Origin of the sequence: Paludibaculum fermentans (assembly GCF_015277775.1) — a bacterium.
Classification (GTDB): Bacteria; Acidobacteriota; Terriglobia; order Bryobacterales; family Bryobacteraceae; genus Paludibaculum; species Paludibaculum fermentans.
Genome location: NZ_CP063849.1, coordinates 2,446,821 through 2,469,231, shown reverse-complemented (window position 1 = coordinate 2,469,231; position 22,411 = coordinate 2,446,821). Strand labels below are relative to the sequence as shown.

General features: G+C 63.4%; 14 protein-coding genes. 5 read left to right on the top strand and 9 right to left on the bottom strand.

What is annotated here, in order from left to right; translation table 11 throughout:
• Positions 1–10: 10 nt before the first annotated feature.
• From IRI77_RS09705 to IRI77_RS09685, 5 genes are read right to left on the bottom strand one after another with little or no spacing between them, the layout of a single operon-like run.
• Entirely contained in the window at positions 11–1,078 is a 1,068-nt protein-coding gene (locus IRI77_RS09705) for an alpha/beta hydrolase (RefSeq protein WP_194451872.1), read from the bottom strand.
• A 45-nt stretch (positions 1,079–1,123) separates the two neighbouring features.
• Positions 1,124–3,664: a glycoside hydrolase family 9 protein gene (locus tag IRI77_RS09700; RefSeq protein WP_228486663.1), complete on the bottom strand. Its 2,541-nt coding sequence runs from the start codon at positions 3,662–3,664 to the stop codon at positions 1,124–1,126.
• A gap of 42 nt (positions 3,665–3,706) precedes the next feature.
• Positions 3,707–5,290 carry a carboxylesterase/lipase family protein gene (locus IRI77_RS09695; RefSeq protein ID WP_194451871.1) on the bottom strand — a complete coding sequence of 528 codons (1,584 nt, stop codon included), beginning with the start codon at positions 5,288–5,290 and terminating at the stop codon, positions 3,707–3,709.
• 16 nt (positions 5,291–5,306) lie between these two features.
• Complete coding sequence (locus tag IRI77_RS09690) at positions 5,307–6,494, bottom strand: alpha/beta hydrolase (RefSeq protein ID WP_194451870.1); 1,188 nt, start codon at positions 6,492–6,494, stop codon at positions 5,307–5,309.
• A gap of 30 nt (positions 6,495–6,524) precedes the next feature.
• On the bottom strand, positions 6,525–7,760 hold the full coding sequence (locus IRI77_RS09685; RefSeq protein WP_194451869.1) for an alpha/beta hydrolase-fold protein: 1,236 nt from the start codon (positions 7,758–7,760) through the stop codon (positions 6,525–6,527).
• Between the two features lie 299 nt (positions 7,761–8,059).
• Here IRI77_RS09685 and IRI77_RS09680 point away from each other — a divergent pair, with 299 nt between their 5' ends.
• Positions 8,060–9,607 (top strand): malectin domain-containing carbohydrate-binding protein, encoded by a 1,548-nt coding sequence (locus IRI77_RS09680; protein WP_194451868.1) that lies wholly within the window; start codon positions 8,060–8,062, stop codon positions 9,605–9,607.
• Between the two features lie 43 nt (positions 9,608–9,650).
• On the opposite strand, the gene IRI77_RS09675 is transcribed toward IRI77_RS09680, so the two are convergent.
• On the bottom strand, positions 9,651–10,697 hold the full coding sequence (locus tag IRI77_RS09675; RefSeq protein WP_194451867.1) for a LacI family DNA-binding transcriptional regulator: 1,047 nt from the start codon (positions 10,695–10,697) through the stop codon (positions 9,651–9,653).
• 136 nt (positions 10,698–10,833) lie between these two features.
• Here IRI77_RS09675 and IRI77_RS09670 point away from each other — a divergent pair, with 136 nt between their 5' ends.
• From IRI77_RS09670 to IRI77_RS09655, 4 genes are read left to right on the top strand one after another with little or no spacing between them, the layout of a single operon-like run.
• The gene (locus IRI77_RS09670; protein WP_194451866.1) at positions 10,834–12,573 is read left to right on the top strand and encodes a DUF4091 domain-containing protein; all 1,740 of its coding nucleotides are present in this window, start codon (positions 10,834–10,836) and stop codon (positions 12,571–12,573) included.
• A 37-nt stretch (positions 12,574–12,610) separates the two neighbouring features.
• Positions 12,611–13,951 (top strand): M20/M25/M40 family metallo-hydrolase, encoded by a 1,341-nt coding sequence (locus tag IRI77_RS09665; protein WP_194451865.1) that lies wholly within the window; start codon positions 12,611–12,613, stop codon positions 13,949–13,951.
• On the top strand, positions 13,948–15,297 hold the full coding sequence (locus IRI77_RS09660) for an APC family permease (protein WP_194451864.1): 1,350 nt from the start codon (positions 13,948–13,950) through the stop codon (positions 15,295–15,297). Before IRI77_RS09665 ends, IRI77_RS09660 begins: the two co-directional genes overlap by 4 nt.
• 38 nt (positions 15,298–15,335) lie before the next feature.
• Positions 15,336–16,574, top strand: a complete 1,239-nt coding sequence (locus IRI77_RS09655) for an ROK family transcriptional regulator (protein ID WP_194451863.1) — start codon at positions 15,336–15,338, stop codon at positions 16,572–16,574.
• A 62-nt stretch (positions 16,575–16,636) separates the two neighbouring features.
• On the opposite strand, the gene IRI77_RS09650 is transcribed toward IRI77_RS09655, so the two are convergent.
• From IRI77_RS09650 to IRI77_RS09640, 3 genes are all read right to left on the bottom strand, one after another.
• Positions 16,637–19,624, bottom strand: a complete 2,988-nt coding sequence (locus IRI77_RS09650) for a beta-galactosidase (RefSeq protein ID WP_194451862.1) — start codon at positions 19,622–19,624, stop codon at positions 16,637–16,639.
• Positions 19,621–21,645 (bottom strand): alpha/beta hydrolase family protein, encoded by a 2,025-nt coding sequence (locus IRI77_RS09645; protein WP_194451861.1) that lies wholly within the window; start codon positions 21,643–21,645, stop codon positions 19,621–19,623. The genes IRI77_RS09650 and IRI77_RS09645 overlap by 4 nt, the downstream gene beginning before the upstream one ends.
• An 82-nt stretch (positions 21,646–21,727) precedes the next feature.
• Complete coding sequence (locus IRI77_RS09640) at positions 21,728–22,378, bottom strand: carbohydrate-binding family 9-like protein (RefSeq protein ID WP_194451860.1); 651 nt, start codon at positions 22,376–22,378, stop codon at positions 21,728–21,730.
• Positions 22,379–22,411 lie beyond the last annotated feature (33 nt).

Here is a 22,411-nt window from a genome sequence, read left to right as displayed (position 1 = left end):
GCCCGCCGCGTCACTGGCAACTCGTTCCGCTGCACAGGTTCTTGCTGAAGAACGGCATGACGTAATTCTGGAACCGTACCGCCACCGCGCTCGTGTGGGTGCCGGAGTAGATCTCGAAGCTGTTCGCAATCCCGTACGTATCCATCACCTCGTGCAGCTTGGTCGCGTCGTTCTTCAGGCCATCCTGGTCGCCCACGTCCATCGAAATCCCCCGGTACATCTTCAGGTTCCCGATGTACTGGTGCACAAACGCCAGCGGAGCATTCGCCGTCCAACGGGCCATCACGTCCGGCTGGGCCACGCCGTCTTTCGTCGGCAGGTCCAGGTACAGCGGAGGATTCTTCGGATTCGGTGACCATGCGGCGGCGGTAGCGAGCTGCGCTCTCAAGCCGAACGGCAGCGTCGCCGAGTCCGCCGGTGACTTCACCGCCGCCAGGGCCTTCTCCATCGCCGGATTCGCCGGTCCGCCGCCGCGCGGCGACATGCAGCACGGGCTCATGATATACAGGCTGCCGAATACGTCGGAATGCTTCATGCCGATTCGGCTCGCGCCGTATCCGCCCATCGAATGCCCCACCAGGCCGCGGCTCGTCCTCTTTGGAATCGTCCGGTAGTGCGCGTCGATGTAGGCGACCACGTCCTTCGCGATGAACTGCTCAAAGTCGCCCGTAGTCACTGAACTCGAGTACATCGACCCGTTGTGGACCGTCTTCGAATCGGGCAGCACCACGATCATCTCCTGGGCCCCCTTAACAAACGCGCCCTCGATCGTCTGCGGAACGTGAATCTCCTTCGACCACTGCTCGGCCCCGATGCTGTAGCCGTGCAGCGCATACACCACCGGGTAGCGCCGTTTCTTCTCCTTTGCATAGCTGGGCGGCAGGAAGACCAGTACATCGCGGTCGACCGCGTTCGCCTCCAGATTGCCCTCCAACGCCGTGCCGTGAATCTTGATCGGCTCGACGGTCACCGGTTTGGCGGTGGGCTCCACCGGTGGCACTTCTGTTTTGACCTGCGCCGGAGCCAAAACCGCCAGCCCCAGCGCGATCATTGCAACACGGGAAAGAATCTTCTGCATGCTGAACCTCATAAGTTTGGTTGTTGATTGGACCGTTGATCGCGCCTACCGGACCAGTGCGTCCGCCGCATTGGCCGCCAGGATCCACCTGCTGGCCACGCCGACAATGTACTCGTTTTCAAACCACAGGAAGCCGAAGTCGTCGATACACTCCGGGAAATCCGGCCGGATGACGATATAGCCCGGGATCACGCCGCCGGGAATGAACGAGCCGTCGGCCCGGTTGTTGCCGTACGCCTTCAGCTTCGAACTCGTGCCGACCGCCGACACATAGGAGGTGCTCGACACCGGATGCGTGCCCAGGATGTAGTTCGCGGCGCGTAACGTATAGTCCTTGCTCACGATCTCCGGAAACGCCTTGTGCAGGAAGTACATCCGCACGCCAAGATCGATCACCGCGGCCGAACCGCCCCACGTGCCCCGGCTCGGCGGCACTCCGAACGGCGTCGCCGCCAGTTCCTTGTCCAACTGCTCCACGTAGGTCTTCGTGGCTGCCTCGAACTGCTTCTTAAACTCGCCATCCATGAACGGGAGGATGTGCACCGCGGACCAGGCGCCAAACCCGAACCGTTGCGACACGGTCGGGAACATCTCCATTACCCGCTTCCTGTAAGCTTCTCCCCCGTTCGTGGCAATCAGCAGTTGCACTGCCGCATTCCACTCCTCGCCCGCCAGCATCGCGGCCGGTGGTGTGAAGGACCCGGGACGGCTGACGCTGGGCGTCGGGTTCGCATGCTCGTCCTCCCAGATCTTCACCGCGGTATCCAGGCACTCCTTGGCTAAGGCGTCGTCGAACCCTCTCAGCACCGGAGCCGCGGCCGCCAGGGAGGCCGCCGCGCCATACTGCATTCCTGCCGACTTCGTGGTGAATGCCCACCGGTCATCCGGATTGCCCGAGAAATTGCCGTCCACCTCATGCGGGCCGAGCTTCTCAGAATAGATCCGTCCATCCGTCTTCGAGGCGCCATCGCCGAGATGCGTGTACTGACGCAGGGTCGGCTCTTCAATCACTGGGAATGTGTGGCCCACCGCCTTAATCTGAGCCAGCACCTGCAGCACGCCGTGCTTCACCTGTTGCACCGTGTCCGAAACCCCATCCGGACGGTGCAACTCCACCGAACGTGCTTTCCAATCCACAGTCAGCTCATCCCACTTCAGCCCAAACTCCCGGTGCGCCAGCGCCAGATCCTGGATCACCGAGAACTGGCTGCGGGTCTGGATGTCGAAGTCCCCAGCGTCATACCATCCGCCGACATTCAATCCCGGAATATGGTCGCCGGGCTTATACGGCGAGTCGAGATTCGGACCCATCGACCACCCGTCGAAATGCTGCTGGTTCGGTGGCGCCTGCCGGGCATCGTCCAGGTGCGAGACGCCGTGCCACAACCGGTACCCTTCGCGCACGGAAACGTGGTCCATCGCCACTGCCAGGTAGGTGTCCAGGCTCGGCTGCCAGGACTTGCTGTAGACGTCTTTCCCGATAGGGAACAACTCGGTTCGCTGGCCACCGTACTCAATTACATACAGCCCGGGATCCTTCACCGGCGAGAAGTCGAACTTTGCATACTCGTAGCGCAACCACGGAACGCGCGCCGCGATCGGGCCTTCGAACACCTGCTTATAGGTGCCGTCTTCCGACAGCCTCATCACCTTGGCCGTGCCCGGCCCCTTGAACTTCGGATCCAGTTCCAGGATGGCGGACTTCGGAAAGTTCGGAGGATACCCGGCCTGGCTGTGCGCGATCATCGGCGGGCGCGTCCAGTTCGGCATCACGTCCGGCCGGATGTGCCACACCACCGCGCCTTCGGTCTTGCCTGCCGGAATCATCGAGCGCAGCACAAACCAGCCATTCTGGGCCCGATTGCGCCCATCGTACAGACCCAATGGACCGTTCTCTGACTGCACGGTAATCCTGTAGAGTGGATCCTCCACGGCCATCGTGATGCTCTGCCCGGTGACGATGGGCCGCGGCTGCAGATACCCTCTTGCTTCGTCCCACTCCCGCTGATAGGGCAGCCGCTTTGGATCATCGGCCGAGGTCGCCACCTTCTCCATCGGATCCCCGGGACTGCGCGGAAACACTCCGAACGTTTTGCCGTCCAGGGCGTAGCTCTTCCCGATATACGCCGAGGGCAGGAACTCGAGATTGAACCCCGCCCGGCCCGCCAGTTTCTCGGACAGCGGCTTGTCGAGATTCACGCTCACGCGCACTCCGCCCGGCTCGGCGGTCACCTCCACGCGGTAATCCAGTTGGTAGTCGGGATAGGACAAGGTAGCCGTCAACCGGTTGTTCTCCTTGTCGGCCTGCTTCCCCTTCAACTGCGCCACCTGGTCCCACTGCTCAGGAGTGGCTAGCAGCCGCACATCCCCATTCGTCGCAATCCGCTGGCCATGCAGAATCATCTCCATGGCGGTGGTCTTCTGGTCGAGGAAGATCGGATGAAACGTACTTTGATAAAGGATGACGCTAAAGCCCTGGGTATCCAGGTAGCCGCTCTCGGTCACCTTCATGGTGAAATCCGCGCCGGACAGGGAAATGCAGAGGATCAGCGCGACCCCTAGGGCTGCTCGTAATTGCTGGAACATAAAATTGCCTGACTCAATCAACTTTCAAGTAAGGTTGGACTCTCAATGCGCGGTTTTGCGCTCCGGCGGTTTCGTCACCGCACCCTCCGGACTCCTTCTCCACGCGAAGTAGCCATCCAGTACCCGCAGCGACTGCTCGCTGGGCACCGGCCCCGTATGTGGTTTGCCCGCGAAGTACATGACCACGGGATTCCTGTCGCTGAACGCGGGCCACGAGGGGAGCCCCTCGCCGTCCGGCCGCAGGTGCTTGGCGAAGTTCGTCCAGTACGCCGCCATGGCATCCGAGATCTGCCGGTCCTCGTCGGTCACCTTCCGCCGCACATTCTCCAGGTGCTCGAAGACATAAACCACCTCGGCGCCGTGTGGAGAACCGTGCCCTGCCTGCGGCGAACCCGCCGGATACTCGGGGTGCTGGTCGAAGTAGTAGTAGTAAGCCTTGCCTTTGCCGCGGGATGAGTGTAGCCTCGCCCAAGCCCAGGTCTGCCAGCCGAAAGCGGAGTCCCGCATCAGGTCCCGGGCGGTCTTCGGCACCGAGCTTGCCTCTGTCGGATAGGCCTGCAGCAGCCGGTCCGCGAACGGACCATAGCGCTTCTTCACCCCTGCGATGTAATCTTCCGGAGTGCGGGCCGGCGAGAAACTCGCGCCTTCGTCGGAGTTGTAACCCACCAGGATCGGCGTGTCGTTGAACTGGCCCGATTCGTAGAGCCGGTACTGATCATCTGGAATCACCCAGCCGTCCACAATCGGCCAGGCCATGCCTCGCTGCCGCCGCGCCGCTTCGGCCAGTTGGGTCGTGTTCAGCGCCCTCAGCGCCTGAAGCGACGGCGCGTTCGCCGACTTTCCAAACTCGGCGCCCGACACTTCCGCGTCCGCCAGCACCCGCATGTTCTCGCCAGGCACGGGCGTCAGGCTGGAGGGGCCAAAGGAACCGCCGCTTTGGGAGATCGCGCCGTGAAACAGTCCCTTTGCCAGCGGAGAAGCGCTCAACATGCTCACTGCGATCCCACCCGCCGACTCCCCGAAGATCGTGACCCGTTTCGGATCTCCGCCAAAGGCCGCGATGTTCTTCTGGATCCACTGCAACCCGGCGACCATGTCCAACATTCCGTAGTTGCCCGAGACGTGCTGCGGCGACTCCGCGCTCAGCTCCGGATGTGCAAAGAAGCCGAGAATGCCAACCCGGTAAGCGATGCTAACCAGGACTACACCCCGTTTTGCCAGCTTCTCGCCGCTATAGTCCGGCACCGAGGTGGCCCCGGCATTGAAGCCCCCGCCGTAAATCCAGACGAGGACCGGAACCCGGTCCTTCGGCGACTTGGCCGGCGTCCAGACGTTCAGGTACAGGCAGTCTTCGCTCACGCCGCCGGCGGGTGGTCCACCCATCCCCGGGATACATCCGGGCGCAAATTGCGTGGCGTCGCGGACCCCCTGCCATCCGCTCACCGGACGCGGAGCGCGCCAGCGCAGTTCGCCCACTGGCGGTGCCGCGAACGGAATACCCTTATATACGGTCAGATTCCCGTCGGCGACCCCCTGCACCAGGCCCCCCTCGACCTTCACGGGCGCCGGCGCCGCCGGCAACAAGCCTGGACTCAACAGAATCAATAGGGTACACAGAGTCTTCATGCCTATCTCCACCGCTTTAGCGGAACAGCCTCGGGGCGAAATCGTTCAAGTCCCGGCGCCAGGTCTGCCACTCATGCGCCGTGCCCGGAGAGACGAAGTACACGTACTTCACCCCGGACAGGTCCAGCATCTTCCGGAACGAACCAATCGCGCCCGGAAACGGATCGGGCTCTTCCGTGCCCATCCCGATCCACAGCAGTCTTAACTTCGCATTCAACGCCGCCCCATCCGCGAACACTCCGCCAATGAAGGTCTTCGCATCGATCGGAGCGGTGCTCAGGCCATTGCCCGTACCGCTGAATGCCCCAATCCAGGCGAACTTGTCCAGGTTGCGGAACGTCAGCTGGCAGGTCTGGTTGCCGCCCATCGACAGCCCGGCCATCGCGCGGTGCTCACGATCCGCGAGTGTCCGGTAGGCTCCATCGATCATCGGGATCACATCCTGAAGCATCACGTCGTTGAACCCGCTCGTGTCCGCGGGATATCCGCCCACTTTGGGCGCCGGCTTGTCCAGATCCGTCGCCGCCGCGGGTAACTTCGACTGCCCGCCAACGCTGGCATACCCGTTCTCCATGACGACGATCATCGGTTTCGCCTTGCCCGCCGAGATCAGGTTGTCGAGAATCAGGTTCGCGCGCCCCTGGAAGATCCAGCCCGTTTCGTCTTCACCGGAACCATGCTGCAAATACAGCACCGGATAGCGGCCGCGCGTGTTCGTGTCATACCCGGGAGGCGTGTACACGAAGCATCGGCGGTGCTGGCCCGTGACCTTCGAGAGGTACCACCGGATGCGCACTTCGCCGTGCGGCACGCTCTTGGCCTCGTAGAAATCCACACCCTTCTCAGGGACTTCGATCCCGCTGGAATCGCGGCTGCCGCCGTAGTAGCTATGGCTGGAAGGATCCGCGACACTCGCGCCGTCCACGTTGAACGAGTAATAGTGAAACCCCGGCACCAGCGGAGGGGTCGTCGCATACCACAGCCCATCCGCGCCCCGGCTCATGTCATACCGGCCATGCGCAATCGATACCTGCACCTTGTGCGCATCCGGAGCGCTCAACCGGAACGTGGCGCGAAGGTCGGAATGGATGCGCGGATACTGCGCATTCATCACGTTCGACGAAGCTGGGCTGGAGTCATCGGCCGGCTGCGCCAGAATCAGCCCGCAGGCCAGGGAAGTGAGAAGGATCGCTTGTTTGACCATATTGACAGCGATGACCGGGGCCGCTTCCGATCAACGGAACAACCGGGGTGCGAAATCGTTCAGGCAACGGCGCCACGTCAGCCACTCGTGCGCCGTACCCGGCGACTCGAAGTAGACGTTGTTCACGCCCGCCTTCTTCAGGTTCTCGCTGAACGTCTTGGCTCCAGGCCCTTCCACTGACCCGATCCCCAGGAACAGCACTTTCACCTTCTTATTGAACGCCGCCGCATCCGCGAACACCCCATTGTTGGACGTCTTCGGGTCGAACGTGCCGCCCCGTCCGCCCGTGCTGCCGCTGAACCCGCCAATGTAGGCAAACCTATCCAGATTCGACAGGGTCGTCAGGAACGTCTGCATGCCGCCCATCGAGAGACCGGCCATCGCCCGGTTCTCCCGCCCGGGACGCACCCGATACGTCTTCTCGATCATCGGGATCAGGTCGTTCAACATCATCTCCGTGAAGGTCGCACCCGTGAACGCCGCCAAGCCGCTGCGCGCGGCCGGAGGAGGGTTCGAAGGTCCTCCGGCCGCTGCTGCCGCAGCGGGTCTGGGCGGGGGACGAAGGCCGCGTGAGGTAAAGATCGACCCATCTTCGCCCGCCTTGACAGCGTTGAGATTGTCCATGACGATGATCATCGGCTTGGCTTTGTTCGCCGCGATCAGGTTATCCAGGATGAAATCGGCATGTCCCTGGGCATGCCAGCCCTGCTCGTTCTCGCCCCAGCCGTGCATCAGGTAGAGCACCGGGTAGCGAGACTTCCCGGCATCATAATCCGCAGGCGTGTACACGAAGCACCGCCGCCATTTCCCGGTGACCTTTGAGAAGTACCACCGCTGGCTCACCTGACCGTGCGGCACTTCCTTGGGCAGATAGTAGTCCACCTCTGGCCCTTCGGGGATCTCGATGGCGCTATTGTCCCAACCGGAGCCGAAGAACGTGCGCGTCGCCGGGTCTGCGACGGTCGATCCATCCACCACCACCGAGTAGTAGTGGAACCCTTCCACCAGCGGCGCGCTAGTGACGGTCCAAGCCCCGTCCTCCCCCTTGACCATGTCGTAGGTCTTGCCCACTTTGATCTGAACCTTCTGCGCGTCCGGAGCGACGACTCGGAAGCTGGCGCGATGGTCCGCATAAACGCAGGGGTACTGCGCGCCTGGAATATTCAGGCTGGAAGGCCGGCACTCATCGCCTCCCTGGGCGAACATCGGGCCCGCCGCGACAATCAGCACGGCGCAACTCAACAACCCGCGCGTCGGTGCATGCATGGTGAACTACCTCCCTCAAACGACCGGTCCACGACCGTAAAACCAGCGTGTAACATGCCGCTTCCACGCCATTCCCGAGTCGCTGTCCCTGCGCTGGACCAGAGGCAGGGCACCCCACTTGAAGTCCGGAGGCATGCTATCACGCAAATCTAGGCGAGGGTTAGGTTCGGTACTGTATTTCCTGTTCAATCCTTGTGGAATCTGAACGTTGCGGATGCCGGCGGAGGGCGGCCGTGAACCGTTTAACGGTTACTGGAGGGCAGTTAGCAACCCTCACAGCGCAGTGGGCTGGTTGTGTTATGATTCGCCCAGACCAGAGCATGGGCGAAAGCGAAGGGATCGGATTCAGCGAGTCGGAACAGCAGGCCGTCCGGACGGAGCTCGGCCGTCTGCTGGAGAGCCCTGCGTTTCGAACCAGCAAGCGCTGCCGGGACTTCCTCAAGCATGTGGTCGAGCAGACTCTCACCGGCCCCGGTGACGCCCTGAAGGAACGCTCCATCGGCGTGGACCTCTTCCAGTTGCCGCCTGCCTTCGACCCCAGCCAGCACACCGTCGTCCGTGTCACCGCCAACGAGATCCGCAAGAAACTCGCCCAGCAGTACCATTCCGAAAACGGCTCCGCCCATCCGGTCAGGATCGAACTACCCCCGGGCTCCTACAAGGCCGAGTTCCGGTGGGAACCTCCGTCGGCGGAGCCCGAGATCCCCGCCGCGCCGAAACCTCTCCCCCGCCTGGCCATCGCCGGCGGCTTGGCCCTCCTGGTGGTTGCCGGAGGAGTCGCCCTCTGGCAGTGGCGCTCGGCCAAGTCTTCCACGCCCGATAACCGGACCGCCTCCAGTTCGTCCCCGTCCTTCCCCGTCGCCGCGGCCGGCGGCGCAGTGAGGATCATTGTCGGCTCCAATAGCGCGTACGTCGACCGCAGCGGCCGCACCTGGGGGCCAGACCGCTTCTTCTCTGGTGGCACGGTCTTTGTTCGTCCCGCCGAAAAGGTTCTTCGAACGCTCGATCCCGACATCTACCGCCACATGCGCCAGGGCGACTTCCGGTACGACATCCCCCTCGACCCGGGCAAATATGAACTTCACCTTCATTTCGCCGAGACCGGCCTCTCTGACCTGATCAGCGCCGAGTCCAGCGGGGACGGGCAGCGCATCTTCCAGGTGTCCGCCAACGGCAGCCGGATCCTCAACTTCTTTGACGTGGTGGCCGACGCCGCGGGCGCCAATATCGCCGACGAACGCATCTTCCGAGACGTCGCGCCGGCGCCGGACGGCTTGCTCCACCTCAGTTTCGCGCCGCAACGGGGCACGGCCATGCTCAGCGCCATCGAATTGCTGCCGGCCGCCCCCGGCAAGGTAAGGCCCGTCCGCATCCGGGCCGGCTGGACCTCCTCCTGGCAGGACTCCGCCGGACAGCAGTGGCAGGCCGACTCCTACTTCATGGGCGGAAACGCCCTGGTCCGCAACACGAACCCGGCCCAGGCCGGCAACTCCATCCAGCCCGACGTCGCCCTCTACACCAGCGAACGGTGGGGGCACTTCTCCTACTCCATACCCGTGGCGGCCGGCCGCTATCGCGTCGGCTTGAAGTTCAACGAAGGCCACTACGGGCCGCGCAATACCGGAGTCGGCGGGCCGGGCAGCCGTGTCTTTGACGTCTACTGCAACGGAGTCGCCCTGCTCAGGAACTTCGACATCATGAAGGAGGCGGGCGGGGAAGGCCGGCCTTTGGATCGGACGTTCACGGGCGTTCGCCCCACCGCCCAGGGCAAGATTGTCCTTACCTTCGTTCCGGTGGAGGGCATGCCCTGCGTAAATGGGATTGAAGTCCTGGAAGAGGCCAACTGAACTGAGCCGCCCCTTCGAGGAACCCTGATGTCCCACGGGATGCTCAGTGGATGCTGGCCACCGCCGGCGTCCTGAGGCTTGATTCCCGGACGACCAGTTTCACGGGAACGAACGTATCCCGGATACTTGGAGACGCTACCTCGACCACTAGTTTCATCGCCATCTTCGCCGCCAACTCCCCAATCTTGATGGCGCCCTGATCTACGGTGGTCAGCGGAACCCGCAGCAGGTGGGTCCAGCGTGCGTTCCCGCAGCCAACCACCGCGATGTCCGCCGGGATGCGCAGTCCGGCTGCCAGGATCGCGCCCATCGCACCCACGGCAAATGCGTCGTTGAAGACAAAAACTCCGTCAGGACGGGGCCGCAGGCTCAGCAGTTGGGTCATCGCTCTCCGTCCGCGCTCCTCCGCGCTGCTGTCCTCCGCCGCGGCCGTTGCGATCAGTTCCGGGCCCAGCGGCAGGCCGAACTTACGGAGAGTGGACTGGTAGCCTTCCAGCCGGCCGGCCGCGGTGCTGATCTCCGGCCCGCGAATATGTGCAATCCTCCGGCAACCCTGCCCGGCCAGATGCTGCGTCGCAATTTGCCCAATCTCGACGTCATCGGTGCCCACATGGTTCGCCCGCAAGCCAGGCAATTTCCTGTCGACCAGTACGCACGCTGAGCCTCGTGCTTGAATCTCCTCAAAGAATTCCGGCGAGTGCTGGACGGAAGCCAGGATCAGCGCATCCACCTGCCGGGCCAGAAGATGCTCGGTTTCTCGCTTTTCGAGTTCAGCATCCGCGTTGGAAGTGGCGATCAGCAATCCATACCCCTTCGGCCGGAGCGCATCCACGATGCCCTTTGCGACTTCAGCAAAGAAGCCGTGCAGAAACGATGGAACCACCAACCCGATCGAATACGTGCGGCCTGTTGCCAGGGTGCGGGCGGCAAGATTCGGCTCGTAGTTCAACTCCCGAACCCTTTGCATGACGCGCTCTTTCGTTTCAGTGCTGATATCCCTCCGATTCTGGAGAGCCCTGGAAACCGTCACCACGGAAAGGTTCAGATCTTTTGCGATGTCCTTCAACCGAACGGGCGATCTGGTAGTCATTCGCCTTGTTCCTTCTGTCCGCCATTCTGGCACGAACGCCCGAGACATTTGCGGGGCCTGGGATACGCAACGTGGGCTTGCCCGCCTGATTTGTATTAGTGCATTTACTGCACTATTTGAAGTATGATGTCGATTGATGCATGGGATCCATCTGCAGCTAGCGTGCCTGGCCGCCTTCGTCGGCGCCGCCAGCCCGGCCCTCCCTGCGATTCGCGCCTCGTTCGCGTCGCCCATGGACAAGGTATTTCTGGAGGGTCCGCCCCCCTCACAGACACTGTCCACCTGGACGGTTTCGATGGCACGCGGAGAGCAGGAATCCTTTCAGCTCCTCGTTCATGCGGACGGTGAAAGTCTCAACGCTCTGTCTGTCGAGAACTCGCTGGACGGCACCTCTCACCTGGCCGCGAAGCTGAGCCTGGTGGGCTACGTGCGCACGGCCGAGGGCGATCCTCGTCCCTGGGCGAAACAGGAGCCCCCCACGCACATCGGCTGGTGGCCGGACCCTCTGCTGCCGATCCGGCCCTTCGACATCGCCGCCGGGCAGACCCAGCCCGTTTGGATTCGCATCGAATCGTCCCCCGGCGCCGCACCCGGACTCTATAAAGGATCACTGCGCATCCGCCAAGGCAATCGGCGGCTGGCCACACTCCGCTACCTGGTGCGGGTATATGACGTCACGCTGCCCAGGAAGCAGCAACTGCGGAATGCGGCTTTCATGCCGCCCGGCAACCTGTTTGCTCACTACCAGACAGCCGGCGGTATGGAAAGTCCCGCGTTTTTCGAGCTCTACAAACGCTGGGCGCGGGAGGCGTTCTCGCAACATCTTGGTCCCACGTTTGACATGCTGATGGGCTGGAATCAGGGCCAGGTGCGCACCGATATCACCGCCGGCCCCCTCGGGCCAACCTCCGATATGCTGCTGGGCCGCACCCCCGGACATCTCGTCTGGCCTGTCCTCGGTCGCAATGGAGCCTACGACTTCCGCTACACCGATGCGCTCGGCGACCTTGGCCGCGAGTATGGGATGCGCCAGTTCGCCATCGCCATCTTCGATCGGGAAACTACCTGGGCTCAGCAGTCCGAGGCCGCGAAGGCTGAATTGGCCGGGTTCATCCGGGCCTACTCTGAGAACCTCAAGGCGCGAGGCACCTGGGAGGCCGCCTACGTTTACAACGTGGATGAACCGCCGGAGAACCAGTGGGATACGGTGCGGAACAATCACCAACTGGTGAAGAGCATCGCACCCGACCTGAAAACCTGGCTGTGCCTGAACCAACCCAAAGCCGTCCGCCAGCTCCAGTCTTCGGCCGACATTTTGGACGTCTACATTCGCCAGTATGATTCCTCCGGAGTGGAGGAGGTCAGGAAGACGGGCAAGCAGGTGATCTGGGCCGTATGCGTGTGGCCGCACGAGCACCCCAACCTCTTCATCGAATACCCCGCGGTCGACGCGCGGGCCATCGGCTGGCTGACTTACCGCTATGGGATCTCGGGCTTCGAGTATTGGGGCCTGAATCAGTGGGGCGAGAACACCGGCAATCGGGAGTGGGCCAACTTCCGGTCCGGCGAAACGAAAACCCGGTGGCGCCGCACGAAGTGGCCTTGGGGCGACGGCTGGCTTCTCTATCCCGGCGAGAACGGAGAGCCGCTGGCGTCCATCCGGTTCGAGAACCTGCGCGACGGCTTCGAGGATAGCGAACTCCTGTCGCTACTCGCAGGACAGGGCGAGAAGCCGAGAGCCGATCAACTGTCCGTCTCGGTGGCGGGCAGTATCGAGTCCTACCACACGAATCCCTCAGACTTCGCCGCGGCCCACGTGGAACTGCTGCGGCGGCTGCACTCGAGCTCTGCGCGGTCGCGCCACAGGGCCCGCTGAGTTTTGTTCAGTATGTGAAAATAATGGAGCCCATTGCATGCTTGATCTCAAGTCACAAGCCCTGAAGCCGACAGATGGGTCCCCGGACGCGCGCGCCGTGCTCGATGCCGCGTTTGAGCGCGCGCGGACTTACCTGGTCCAGACGCTGGCGGAACTGGTGCGGACTCCCTCTGAGAATCTACCGCCCCGGGGCAACGAGAGCGCCTGCCAGCAATTTGTGGCTCGTGAACTGGAGAGTCTCGGCCTCACCCCGGACGTCTACCTTCTCGGCTCCGTGGAAGGACTTCAGTCGCATCCCGAATACTGGCCCGATCGCGACTATTCCAACCGGCCCAATGTCAACGCCGTGATGCGTGGCCGGGGCGGCCGGTCCCTGGTTCTCTCCGGCCATATCGACACAGTGCCCGCCGACACCCCCGTCGAATGGAGCCACCCTCCCTTCGGCGGTGTCATCGAGAACGGGCGGCTCTATGGCCGCGGCGCCTGGGATATGAAGGCCGGGGTCGCCATGAATCTCACCGTGCTGCGCGTGCTCCACGACGTGGGCGCGACGCTGAACGGCGACCTCATCTTCGAGACCGTTGTCGACGAAGAGTTCGGTGGGGTCAACGGCACTCTGGCCGCGAGATTGCGCGGCTATACGGCCGACGCAGCCATCATCACCGAACCAACGTTTCTCAAGATCTGCCCGGCCCAGCGCGGCGGCCAGGTAGTGCACGTGGACCTGCGAGGCGGTGGGGGCATCCTCTCCACGGGCGAGCCTGCCGGCAGGGTGACAGAGCAACTGGCGCACATCCTCGCCGCGGTTCCGGCTTTCGCCCGCGAGCGCGAGAGCCGCGTCGCCATCCATCCTTACTACGCAGGTTGCGTGGAACCCTTCGCCGCCTGGGTCACGAACATTGCCACCGGCAACTGGGGCTGGACCCAGCCCATCTCCATCGCCGAACGGTGCCGCATGGAGATCTACTTCCAGACCATGCCGGACGAGACGGGCGATGAAGCCCGCGCCGATTTTCAGCGCTGGTGGGATGCGACCCTCGACGCCCGGCCGGATCTGTTCCGCACCCGTCCGGCATTTCATTTCCCCATGCGCTGGCTGCCCGGATGCTCTCTCGACTCCGGCCACTCCCTGGTGACCGAACTGCAATCGGCCGCCCGCAGCCTCGGGCACGAAGCGCACGTGGAGGGTCTCGATGCCCCAAGCGACATGTACATCTTCCAGCGCTGCTTCCAGGTGCCTGCGGTGATGTGGGGCCCCTCCGGTGGGAATGCGCACCAGGCCGACGAATTCGTCGACGTCGAATCGCTGGAGCAGGCGGCGCGGGTCCTGCTGCAGATGGTCCAGCGCTGGTGCGGAGTCGAGGTGCCCTCCCGATGACCGCCTCCGGCCCCGAGCCTGCGCATCTCAAACGGATCCTGGACCTGCGGCTGCTCGTCCTGTTCGGCCTGACCTTCGTGGGCCCCACCGCGCCGTTCCCCATGTTCGGCATCGTCAGCAGCATGTCCCGGGGCCACATGGCGCTGGCGTATGCCCTGGCGATGGTCTGCATGTCCCTCACGGCATACAGCTACGGCAAAATGGCGACGGTTTTCCCCACTGCCGGCTCCGCTTACACCTACGCCCAACAAACCCTTCATCCGCTGGTGGGCTTTCTGGCCGGATGGGTCATGCTGCTCGACTACGTGTTGATCCCGCTGATGAGCGTGATCTACCTGAGCCTCACGGCCCAGCGCTTCTTCCCCAGCGTGCCGCCGCCCGTTTGGCTGATCCTGTTCTCCTCGGCGATCACAGTCATGAACCTGTTTGGCCTGAAAGTGGCCAATCGCGCAAATTTTGGCATGACCGCCGTCATGCTGGGCGTCGTAGTCTGGTTCGTAGCCGCCGCCGTTCACGCCCTGCACGCCGGAGTCGGCGCCGGAGTCCTGCTGTCCACCCGTCCCTTCTACGATCCCGCCACCTTCTCGCTTGGGCAGGTAATGAGTGCCACCTCCGTCGCGGCCTATAGCTACCTGGGGTTCGACGGCATCAGCACACTGGCCGAGGATGCCCGCGATCCCAAACGCGACATCGGCCGGGCGACGGTGCTCGTCTGTCTCTGCTGCGGAGTCCTCTTCATTCTGCAGGCCTATCTCGGTCAGTTGGCGTGGCCCGACTTCACCAGCTATCCCAACACCGAAACCGCCTTCCTCGACGTCTCCCGGCGTGTCGGCGGCGATCAGTTGATGCTCTTCGTCTCCATTGCCCTGGTGGTCGCCGGAGTCGCCAGTGCCGTCACCGGGCAGGCCAGCGCCTCCCGGCTTCTCTACGGCATGGGCCGCGACCGCCTGTTGCCCAGCCTCTTCGCCTACATCCACCCCAAGTACTCGACTCCCACCTACGGCGTGCTGTTCATGGGCGCCGTGACACTGGTTTGCGGCTTCCTGCTGTCGTTCCAACTGGCGGCCGAAGCCATCAACTTCGGAGCCTTGCTCGGCTTCATGTGCGTGAATCTGAGCGTGATCAGCCGCTTCTATTTTCGTGACCGCCAACGCACCGGCTGGAGCTTCTTCGGCAACCTGCTGCTGCCCGCGGTTGGCTTTGCCGTCTGCCTGCTGATCTTCGTCAACCTCTCCAGGACGGCGACGGTGATTGGCTGCGTGTGGGTCACGGTGGGCCTCGTCTACATGGGCCTGCGGACGCGCGGCTTCCGCAACAACGTGCCCATCCCGAGTTTCAGCGATTGAGCAGAACATGCCGGGAGTTGAGATAGGATGAAAACCGGATGCCCGTAACCTTTACTACGAGCGGTGCGCTCAAAAAGTCCGCATTGCGCGAGGCGAACGAGCGGCTGGTGCTGAACACAATTCGGCAGAACCCCTCGTTGTCCCGCGCCGACATCGTTCGCATCACGGGGCTCTCACCGAGTTCGGTCACGTTCATCGTCAAGCGGCTCAAGGCGGATGACATCATCTGCGAGTTCAAGACGGAAAACTGGTCGCAGGTAGGGCGTCTTCCCACCGCCATCCGGCTGCGGGCCAACGCTCGCGTGGGCATCGGTGTGGAACTCGGGCTGACCGGCGGCCGCATCGTGGTTGCCGACCTGAGTGACGCCATCGTGTCCCGCAAAACCGTGCCCTGGCACGCCAACCACGGTGTCTTCCTCGATAAGGTCCGCAAGGCAATTCTCGGACTGGCCGGCCAGTATGAGCCCGATCAGGTACTGGGTATCGGTGTCGCGCTGCCCGGCTTCATTGACCGCTCCACCGGCCGGGTCATCGCGGCCGAGAATGTTCAATGGTTCGGCGTCGAGGTAGGCGAGACCCTGCGCCGCGACCTCGACATCCCCGTCTACTTCGAGAACGCCGCGAAGCTGTCCGCCCTCGCTGAGATGTGGTCCGCCGATGGTCAGCGCAAGCCGCTCCGCGACTTCGTCTCCGTCGTCGCTCGCGGCGGTCTCGGCACCGGCGTCATCATTAATGGCGAGATCCTCCAGGGCGCCACCTTTGGCGCCTCTGAATTCGGGCACATCCCCATCTTTCCAGGCGGACGCAAGTGTTCCTGCGGCAACACCGGCTGCTGGGAGCAATACGCTTCCGATTTCGCGCTTTCCCGCCTCTACAGCGAGCGCGCCCAGCTTGCGCCGGATCAGGAACTCGAGCCCGAAGCCATCATCGAGAAGGTGCGTGCCGGAGACGCCGTGGCCACGGAGGTGCTCCGCGAAACAGCCCACAACGTGGGCTTGGGCTTCGTCAACCTGGTGATGGCCCTGAATCCGCAGTTGATCGTGGTGGGCGACTACCTTGCCGACGCGTGGGATCTGATGGAGGAGACGGTGTGGGGCGTGCTCCGCAGCCGCGTCCCGGCCTACTATCTCAGCGAGATCCGCATCCTGCCCTCCCGTCATCGCGCTGACGCGCCACTCGCCGGAGCTGTCGCCCTGGTGCTGAGCCGGTTCTTCAACAGCTTTGAAGATGGCGGCGAAAAAGGGCGGCAACGCTCCGTACTGATGAAGGAAGCCTGATCGCGGTCCCGCCGCCCTTCCAGCGTCAGTCATCGGAGGCAGCCGGACGAAAAGGCGCCGGATTATTGAAGTTCACAGATCACAGTCTCGCCGGCGGCGAGGGATATCCGGCCATCAGGGTATTCTTGTTCACGCCGCAGTTCATTCAGGGGCTGGATTCGACCAACTGAGTCCACCAGGTGGAAGGTTACTGGAACCGCGCCGTAATTGGTCACGGCCTGCAGCCGCCGCCCCCGCAGAGTCGCCGTGCGGGACTCCACTTTCCATTGCCCGGACGTCTCCACCATCGTCCGAATCTCACGTTTCACCGCTCCGTCCGCAAACAGACGGTCCAGCAGCCGCGCAAAGTCGTGCTCCTCCAGGCGTCCCGCGGCATAGTAGAACACCCCTTTGCCGTGGGGCACCCGGACCATCGCGACCCCGCCATCGGGATAGCGAAACGCGGGCGCTGCCTCGCCGGACAATTCAACGCGCTCGCGGTTGCCCTCCACGGCAAGCGTACGCAGCGAACTCAGCGCGCTGCCCGCGGCAGGGGTCGTGTTCACTCGGGGACCCACTGCAAACGTCACGCTCTCACTGAAAGTCTGGTCGTAGCGCTGCACCACCTCGCCCGAAGCCACCGCCTGTGCCGCAACATCGCTCGTTCGCCGGATCCCGAAGCCGGCCAGGTAGTCATGAGGACGGTTGTACTCGTCCACCGCCAGCGAACCCGGAGAGGCGAAAACCGTCCCGCCGGCTGAGACGTACTCGCGAATCCTCTCCACAATCGCCGGGGGCAGGGAATGCGCCGAGGGAATCAGCAGCACCGGGAACCCGGCCAGCCGGCCCTGGGCGATCTGCCTCTCGGTGACAAACGTGGTCTTGACGTCCAGGAAGCGGCTCGCGGTATAAGCGCGCTCCAGTTCGAACAGATAGGGAGTGTGCTCCCAGCTGAACATCGCAGGCGGAATCTGCAGCGTCGACGTCTGCGAGTACAGAATGGCAACCTGCGCCGGACGCTCGACGAAGGCGGCGATCTCCCGGCGCAGCCGTCGGGCGTCGAGGGTCGCCTTCAGCAGTTCGTCGATCTTCTCCAGGCTGTACTCCCAGCTATGCGCCAGCGAACTCCGAATGGTGCTCACGAACTCGCTCGGCGGCTGCACGGGCCAGTGGAACAGTTGCACTACGGACTTGCCGTGCAGCAGGTGCGGCCACAGATTAGAGATCGATTCCAGGCTCATCTCCGGATCCGCAATTGGCTTCGCGCGTTCCGAAAGGGCAACCTGAAGGTCCAGCCCCATCGTCGACCCGCCGCCTTCGTGAATGATCACGTCGTCCACTTCATTGACGATTCGCTCTTCGTCGATGCCCGCGACCCCCGCCCTGCCGGACAGCATGCTGGAACTGCCGCCCGCCGCCAGCGGAGTGGACGGATCAAACTTGCGGACGGTATCCCGTACCCATAGCAGGTGCGCAGTGAAGCGGTCCTGGTTGAAGCGCGCCCAATCGTACCAGAGCGCCCGGTTCGTGTCTGCCAGTGGCCGGCTGTTCGCGGTGGGCGGCGGGACCACGTCCTCAAAGGAGCGATACCTGGTGCCCCAAATCTCGTTGGCGCGCTCGACGTTGCCGTGCTTCTCACGCAACCAGCGCGCGAACATCCGGCGGCTCTCCTCGCAATAGCAGATGTAGGTCAATTCGTAGGCGAGGATGTTGTACAACAGGTTGGGATTGGATCGCAGCTTCGGAATGTTGATGCGGATGTACTCCTCCAGCGCCTCGCGGATGTAGCGGCTCTCCAGGCAGATCACGACGTTTTCGCGCTTCCCGCCTCCCATCGAATCCAGGTCCTTCACCAGGTGCCCGCACCAGCCATCCCAGCCTACCCGGTGCGCCTCGGCATGCTTCTGAAACGCCTCATACACAGGTGAATCTTCAATCGTCCAACGGGAACCGCCGCCCACCGAATAGCTCTCGATATGCTGCAGCGGCGAAGCGAAGAATCGCTGCAAGGGGACGCTCGAGGAGTGGAGCGAGATCACCATCATGGGGTTGCCCGCGGCATCGCGAAAGAACCAGCCCAGCGACGGCGCGCCTCGCAGCAGCGGCAGGTTCGGCACCGGCGGCGGCAGCGGCTGCGTATCGTCCACCTCTTCCAGTCTCGTAGTGGAGTTGAGCTGGCGCGCCAGCGCTTGTCGTTCCTGCCTGCACACTGCGGCCACATACTGGAACATCCGCAGCTTCTGGCCGTCGTTGTTGAACCAGGCGAGTAGCGGACGAACATGCAGGCCCAGGTCCGCCACCACCAGCCGCCGTTCGCTGTAGATCGTATCCAGGCCCTGCATCTGCGCGGCCCGGATCGCGTTGCGGAGCCCCTCCGCTTCGAGTTCACCCTTCCGCCTCCACTCCGCTACTTGTGCCGACTCCGGTACATCGCCTGGTTCAGCCACCTGCCGGACCGAGAACCAGCGGCCCGAAATCGTAGTCAACGCGTCAGCCGGCTGGGTCCTCGATTCCGTGGCCGGGAGTTCCACCCCTGCCAAAAGCCGCACGTTGTCCAGATACACCGTCAGCGGCATCACGTCCTGGCCTGCGGAAATGGCCAATCGGACCACCCGCCGCAGATCCATGTCACGCTCCGTATTCGAAGCCCGCAGCCCGCGTAGTTCGACCCGGAAGTGATTCCAGCCTCGCACCAGCAGCAGCTTGCGATTGGCGTCAAAGTAGTCGTACTTCGCGGCCTTGCCCGCGTCGCCGCCCACTTCGTCATAGAGGCTGAGGGAGATCGCCTTGGGCACCTCCGAGTCACTGTAGAGGTCGAAGGCGAGGCGGTCAAATCCTGACCAGTCCCGGCCTAGCACGCGGGAACTGAGCCGCGCATGCCCGGACGTGAAGGAAACCTGGGCCGACCCCTGTCCATGCGCCGCCCGGCTGCGCGATAGCGCCACCGGACCCTCCCAGCGCCCGGCCGACGCCGCCGTTTCGAAATCGTCGAGGACCACCACCCTGCCCGCCGCGGCGAAAACGGGCATGGCCGCCAGCAAACCCCAGCCGGCAAGGATCATGCGCCTCATTGCAGTTCCAGCGCCTCGCTGAGCCCACCCGCGATCCGGAATGCCGCTTCCTTCCCGTGGAGCCGGTATATCGCTCGCGTCTGTTCGAACTCTGCTGCCGGTCGCGTCAGGAAGACCAGTTGCCGCGGCGCGATCATCGCCGCCACCTCGGCCAGGTCGGTAGTCCGCAGCACGTTCATCATGGCCGGACCATGCCAGTGTGTGGCCGGCGGATCCTCCAGCACGACACGAGTGATGCGCGGATCCAGGGCGGCGGCGTAGATCGCCTGCACACCCATGCCCTGCCGCGCGAACAAGGTGATCGACTGCGCCTGCGACGGCTCCACCGCCTTCAGATAGTCGACCGCTCGCAGCACGTCCCAAACCTGCATGGACTCGAGCGTCGCGCCCAGAATCGCAGCGCTCCGCTTGATCGTCGTGAGGTGCTGGCGATCCAGCCCGTACCCGACCCCGCGCGGCTGCAGCACCAGCGTGCTGCAACGGCCCAGCGCCGGCAGGATGCGATCGTGATTGATGGCATCGATCAGATCGTCATCGCCTTCGAGCCAGATCAGGGCACTCGTGACATTCTTCCTGCGAGGCAGGTAGAGGTGTCCGGCGAGGCGCAGTCCCGGCTCGCTCGTGAATTCAATCCGGGATGCGTCGGCGTACCGTGACGTCCATTCCTGCACTGCGGACTTCACCGCCTCCGTCGGCGGGACAGTCTTTGGAAATGCGGCAAATGCCTCATTGCGCAGGGTCTCGGCCAGTACGGACTTGCGCCGCTCCCACCCGGACAGCGACGTATGGGCCACCCCGGCTCTGCGAGGAATGAACACCCGGTCCAGGTGATCGTTCACAGCATCCTTTGGGTAGTTGGGGAGCACCGTCAGTTCCTGCGGCGTCTCCCTCTGGATCGTGCCTTCGTCAAACGCCATCCGGTCCTTGCGCAGCCACAGGTTCAGCCATTCGTTGGCCTCCTTGCGAAATGCGGGAATGTCCTGATGCGGAGCGTTGTGCTCGTAAATCGCCACACGATCGCGGGCTCCGTACCATCCATACACCTCGCCCACCCTCCGGTACGCGTCCTGGTATCCGGCAGTCGGGAACATCTCATCGCGCATCGCCCCCAGCATCTTGAAAGGGCGCGGCGCAATCAACGCACCGATGGCCGGAAGATCCAGGCGGAACCGGTTCGGCAGGTAGACGCAGTCGCAATTCTCGCGGACCGCATTGAGGGACAATTGCGTCTTGGCTGTCCACGTTCCACACACCGACGCGACCGCCTGGACCCGTTCGTCCACGGCGGGCAGATACCACGAGATGATTCCTCCACCTGAGATCCCGGTCACTCCGAGCCTCGTCATATCCACCTCGGGCCGGGTAGCCAGATAGTCGATGGCGCGGATGCCGTTCCAAACCTCAGGACCCGCCGGCGTGTAGCCGAGCGACAACCAGTGCCACATCTCCAGGTTGTAGAGACCGTGATGGATCCCAGGCACCTCAGCGAACTCGATCGTGTCCACCAGCAGCGCCGTGAAGCCATGCCGGGCCAGCCAGATCCCGTGATGCTGGTATCCATGCTTCGCGCCGGCCGGTGACGGGTTGTGCCCACACAGGTAGAGGACCACCGGAGTGCGTTCGGTGGTCGTTGGCAGGTAGAGATTCGCCGTCACATACAGGTGGGGCATGCTCTCGAAGACGACCTTCTCCACCCGGTAGCCCTCGCGGTCCACCACGCCCGTCGTCCGCGCACGAAGCGGAGTGCGTTCCGGCATCGGGTCCAGCCCGAGCATCGACAGCACCTGCTTCCGCAGGCCGGGCCGCGCCGCTTGCCAGTCCGCCAGGGAAGCTACGCCCCGCAAGGAACTGTCCGTGACCTCATCCGCCTTCTTCTGGAGATACTGCTCGAACATCCCCTCCAGCTCTTTGGGCTTGTGCAGCTTGTTGGCCGCAGGGTCCGCTTGCAAGGCCAGGGCTGAGGCTGGCAGCGTTTGTGCCGGCAGACTCGCCATGACGGCAAGGAGATCTCTTCGAGTCATTGGACTGTTTCCTCTCATCCTGTCACCGTCCCGGCCGTGCTTCATTTTCGGTTTCCACTTCATCCGGCTGGTGAACACATGGTCATACGACGAGCTCCAGCGTCCCGAAGGCCGCGGGGACATGGAAGCTCTCGCTGCCAGTGGCCATCCACGCCACCAGTCGCCGCTCCTCGGGAGCGCCTTCAATACGATACAGATTGGCGCGAAACGTCTTGCCCGGACCCACCGCTGCATCGGTGATCGAAGCAAACGGGATGCGCATCGCCCCGAGCCACAGTCTTCGCTCTTCATCCACGTGTGCCCGCGTCTTCATTCCGGAAGCCCAGGCCCGGTGCCGCTCGATCTCCGGGGGATTGCGGTCGATCGCGAGGTCCAGCCATTCGCCCTGCGGCGACAACTCAAACTCCTTATAGCGTTCGATGTGCTCCCAGTCATCACCAATAAATAGCTCCACCACGTCCCAGTTCCAGAGCAGCCACGTCTTCGCGTGCAGGATCGGCTCCGGCTTCAGGTGCAGAGTCTGGTAGGGGCACTCGAACAGAACATAGAGGTGCTCGCCCGTCCAGCGGGAGCGAATAGTAGTCTCCAGCTTCGGCGACAGCCTGCCGAATGGGTCCCGGTTGGCATGCAGCGCCGGAGCCTTCCGCCAGAACGGATCCTGCGGATCCAGGTGGAGCAGCGCTTCTCCCGGTGCGTAGAGGCTGCGGAAAGCGTTGTTGGGTGCGCTCACCATACAGGTTGGGCAGAGGATCTTTCGAACTGGATC

Excerpts from the sequence above, each read along its gene's own strand:
- IRI77_RS09655 (WP_194451863.1), top strand. The coding sequence starts at position 15,336 with ATGCCCGTAACCTTTACTACGAGCGGTGCGCTCAAAAAGTCCGCATTG.
- IRI77_RS09695 (WP_194451871.1), bottom strand. The coding sequence starts at position 5,290 with ATGAAGACTCTGTGTACCCTATTGATTCTGTTGAGTCCAGGCTTGTTG.
- IRI77_RS09645 (WP_194451861.1), bottom strand. The coding sequence starts at position 21,645 with ATGACTCGAAGAGATCTCCTTGCCGTCATGGCGAGTCTGCCGGCACAA.
- IRI77_RS09660 (WP_194451864.1), top strand. The coding sequence starts at position 13,948 with ATGACCGCCTCCGGCCCCGAGCCTGCGCATCTCAAACGGATCCTGGAC.
- IRI77_RS09700 (WP_228486663.1), bottom strand. The coding sequence starts at position 3,664 with ATGTTCCAGCAATTACGAGCAGCCCTAGGGGTCGCGCTGATCCTCTGC.
- IRI77_RS09690 (WP_194451870.1), bottom strand. The coding sequence starts at position 6,494 with ATGGTCAAACAAGCGATCCTTCTCACTTCCCTGGCCTGCGGGCTGATT.
- IRI77_RS09640 (WP_194451860.1), bottom strand. The coding sequence starts at position 22,378 with ATGGTGAGCGCACCCAACAACGCTTTCCGCAGCCTCTACGCACCGGGA.
- IRI77_RS09705 (WP_194451872.1), bottom strand. The coding sequence starts at position 1,078 with ATGCAGAAGATTCTTTCCCGTGTTGCAATGATCGCGCTGGGGCTGGCG.
- IRI77_RS09665 (WP_194451865.1), top strand. The coding sequence starts at position 12,611 with ATGCTTGATCTCAAGTCACAAGCCCTGAAGCCGACAGATGGGTCCCCG.
- IRI77_RS09650 (WP_194451862.1), bottom strand. The coding sequence starts at position 19,624 with ATGAGGCGCATGATCCTTGCCGGCTGGGGTTTGCTGGCGGCCATGCCC.
- IRI77_RS09675 (WP_194451867.1), bottom strand. The coding sequence starts at position 10,697 with ATGACTACCAGATCGCCCGTTCGGTTGAAGGACATCGCAAAAGATCTG.
- IRI77_RS09680 (WP_194451868.1), top strand. The coding sequence starts at position 8,060 with ATGATTCGCCCAGACCAGAGCATGGGCGAAAGCGAAGGGATCGGATTC.
- IRI77_RS09670 (WP_194451866.1), top strand. The coding sequence starts at position 10,834 with ATGCATGGGATCCATCTGCAGCTAGCGTGCCTGGCCGCCTTCGTCGGC.
- IRI77_RS09685 (WP_194451869.1), bottom strand. The coding sequence starts at position 7,760 with ATGCATGCACCGACGCGCGGGTTGTTGAGTTGCGCCGTGCTGATTGTC.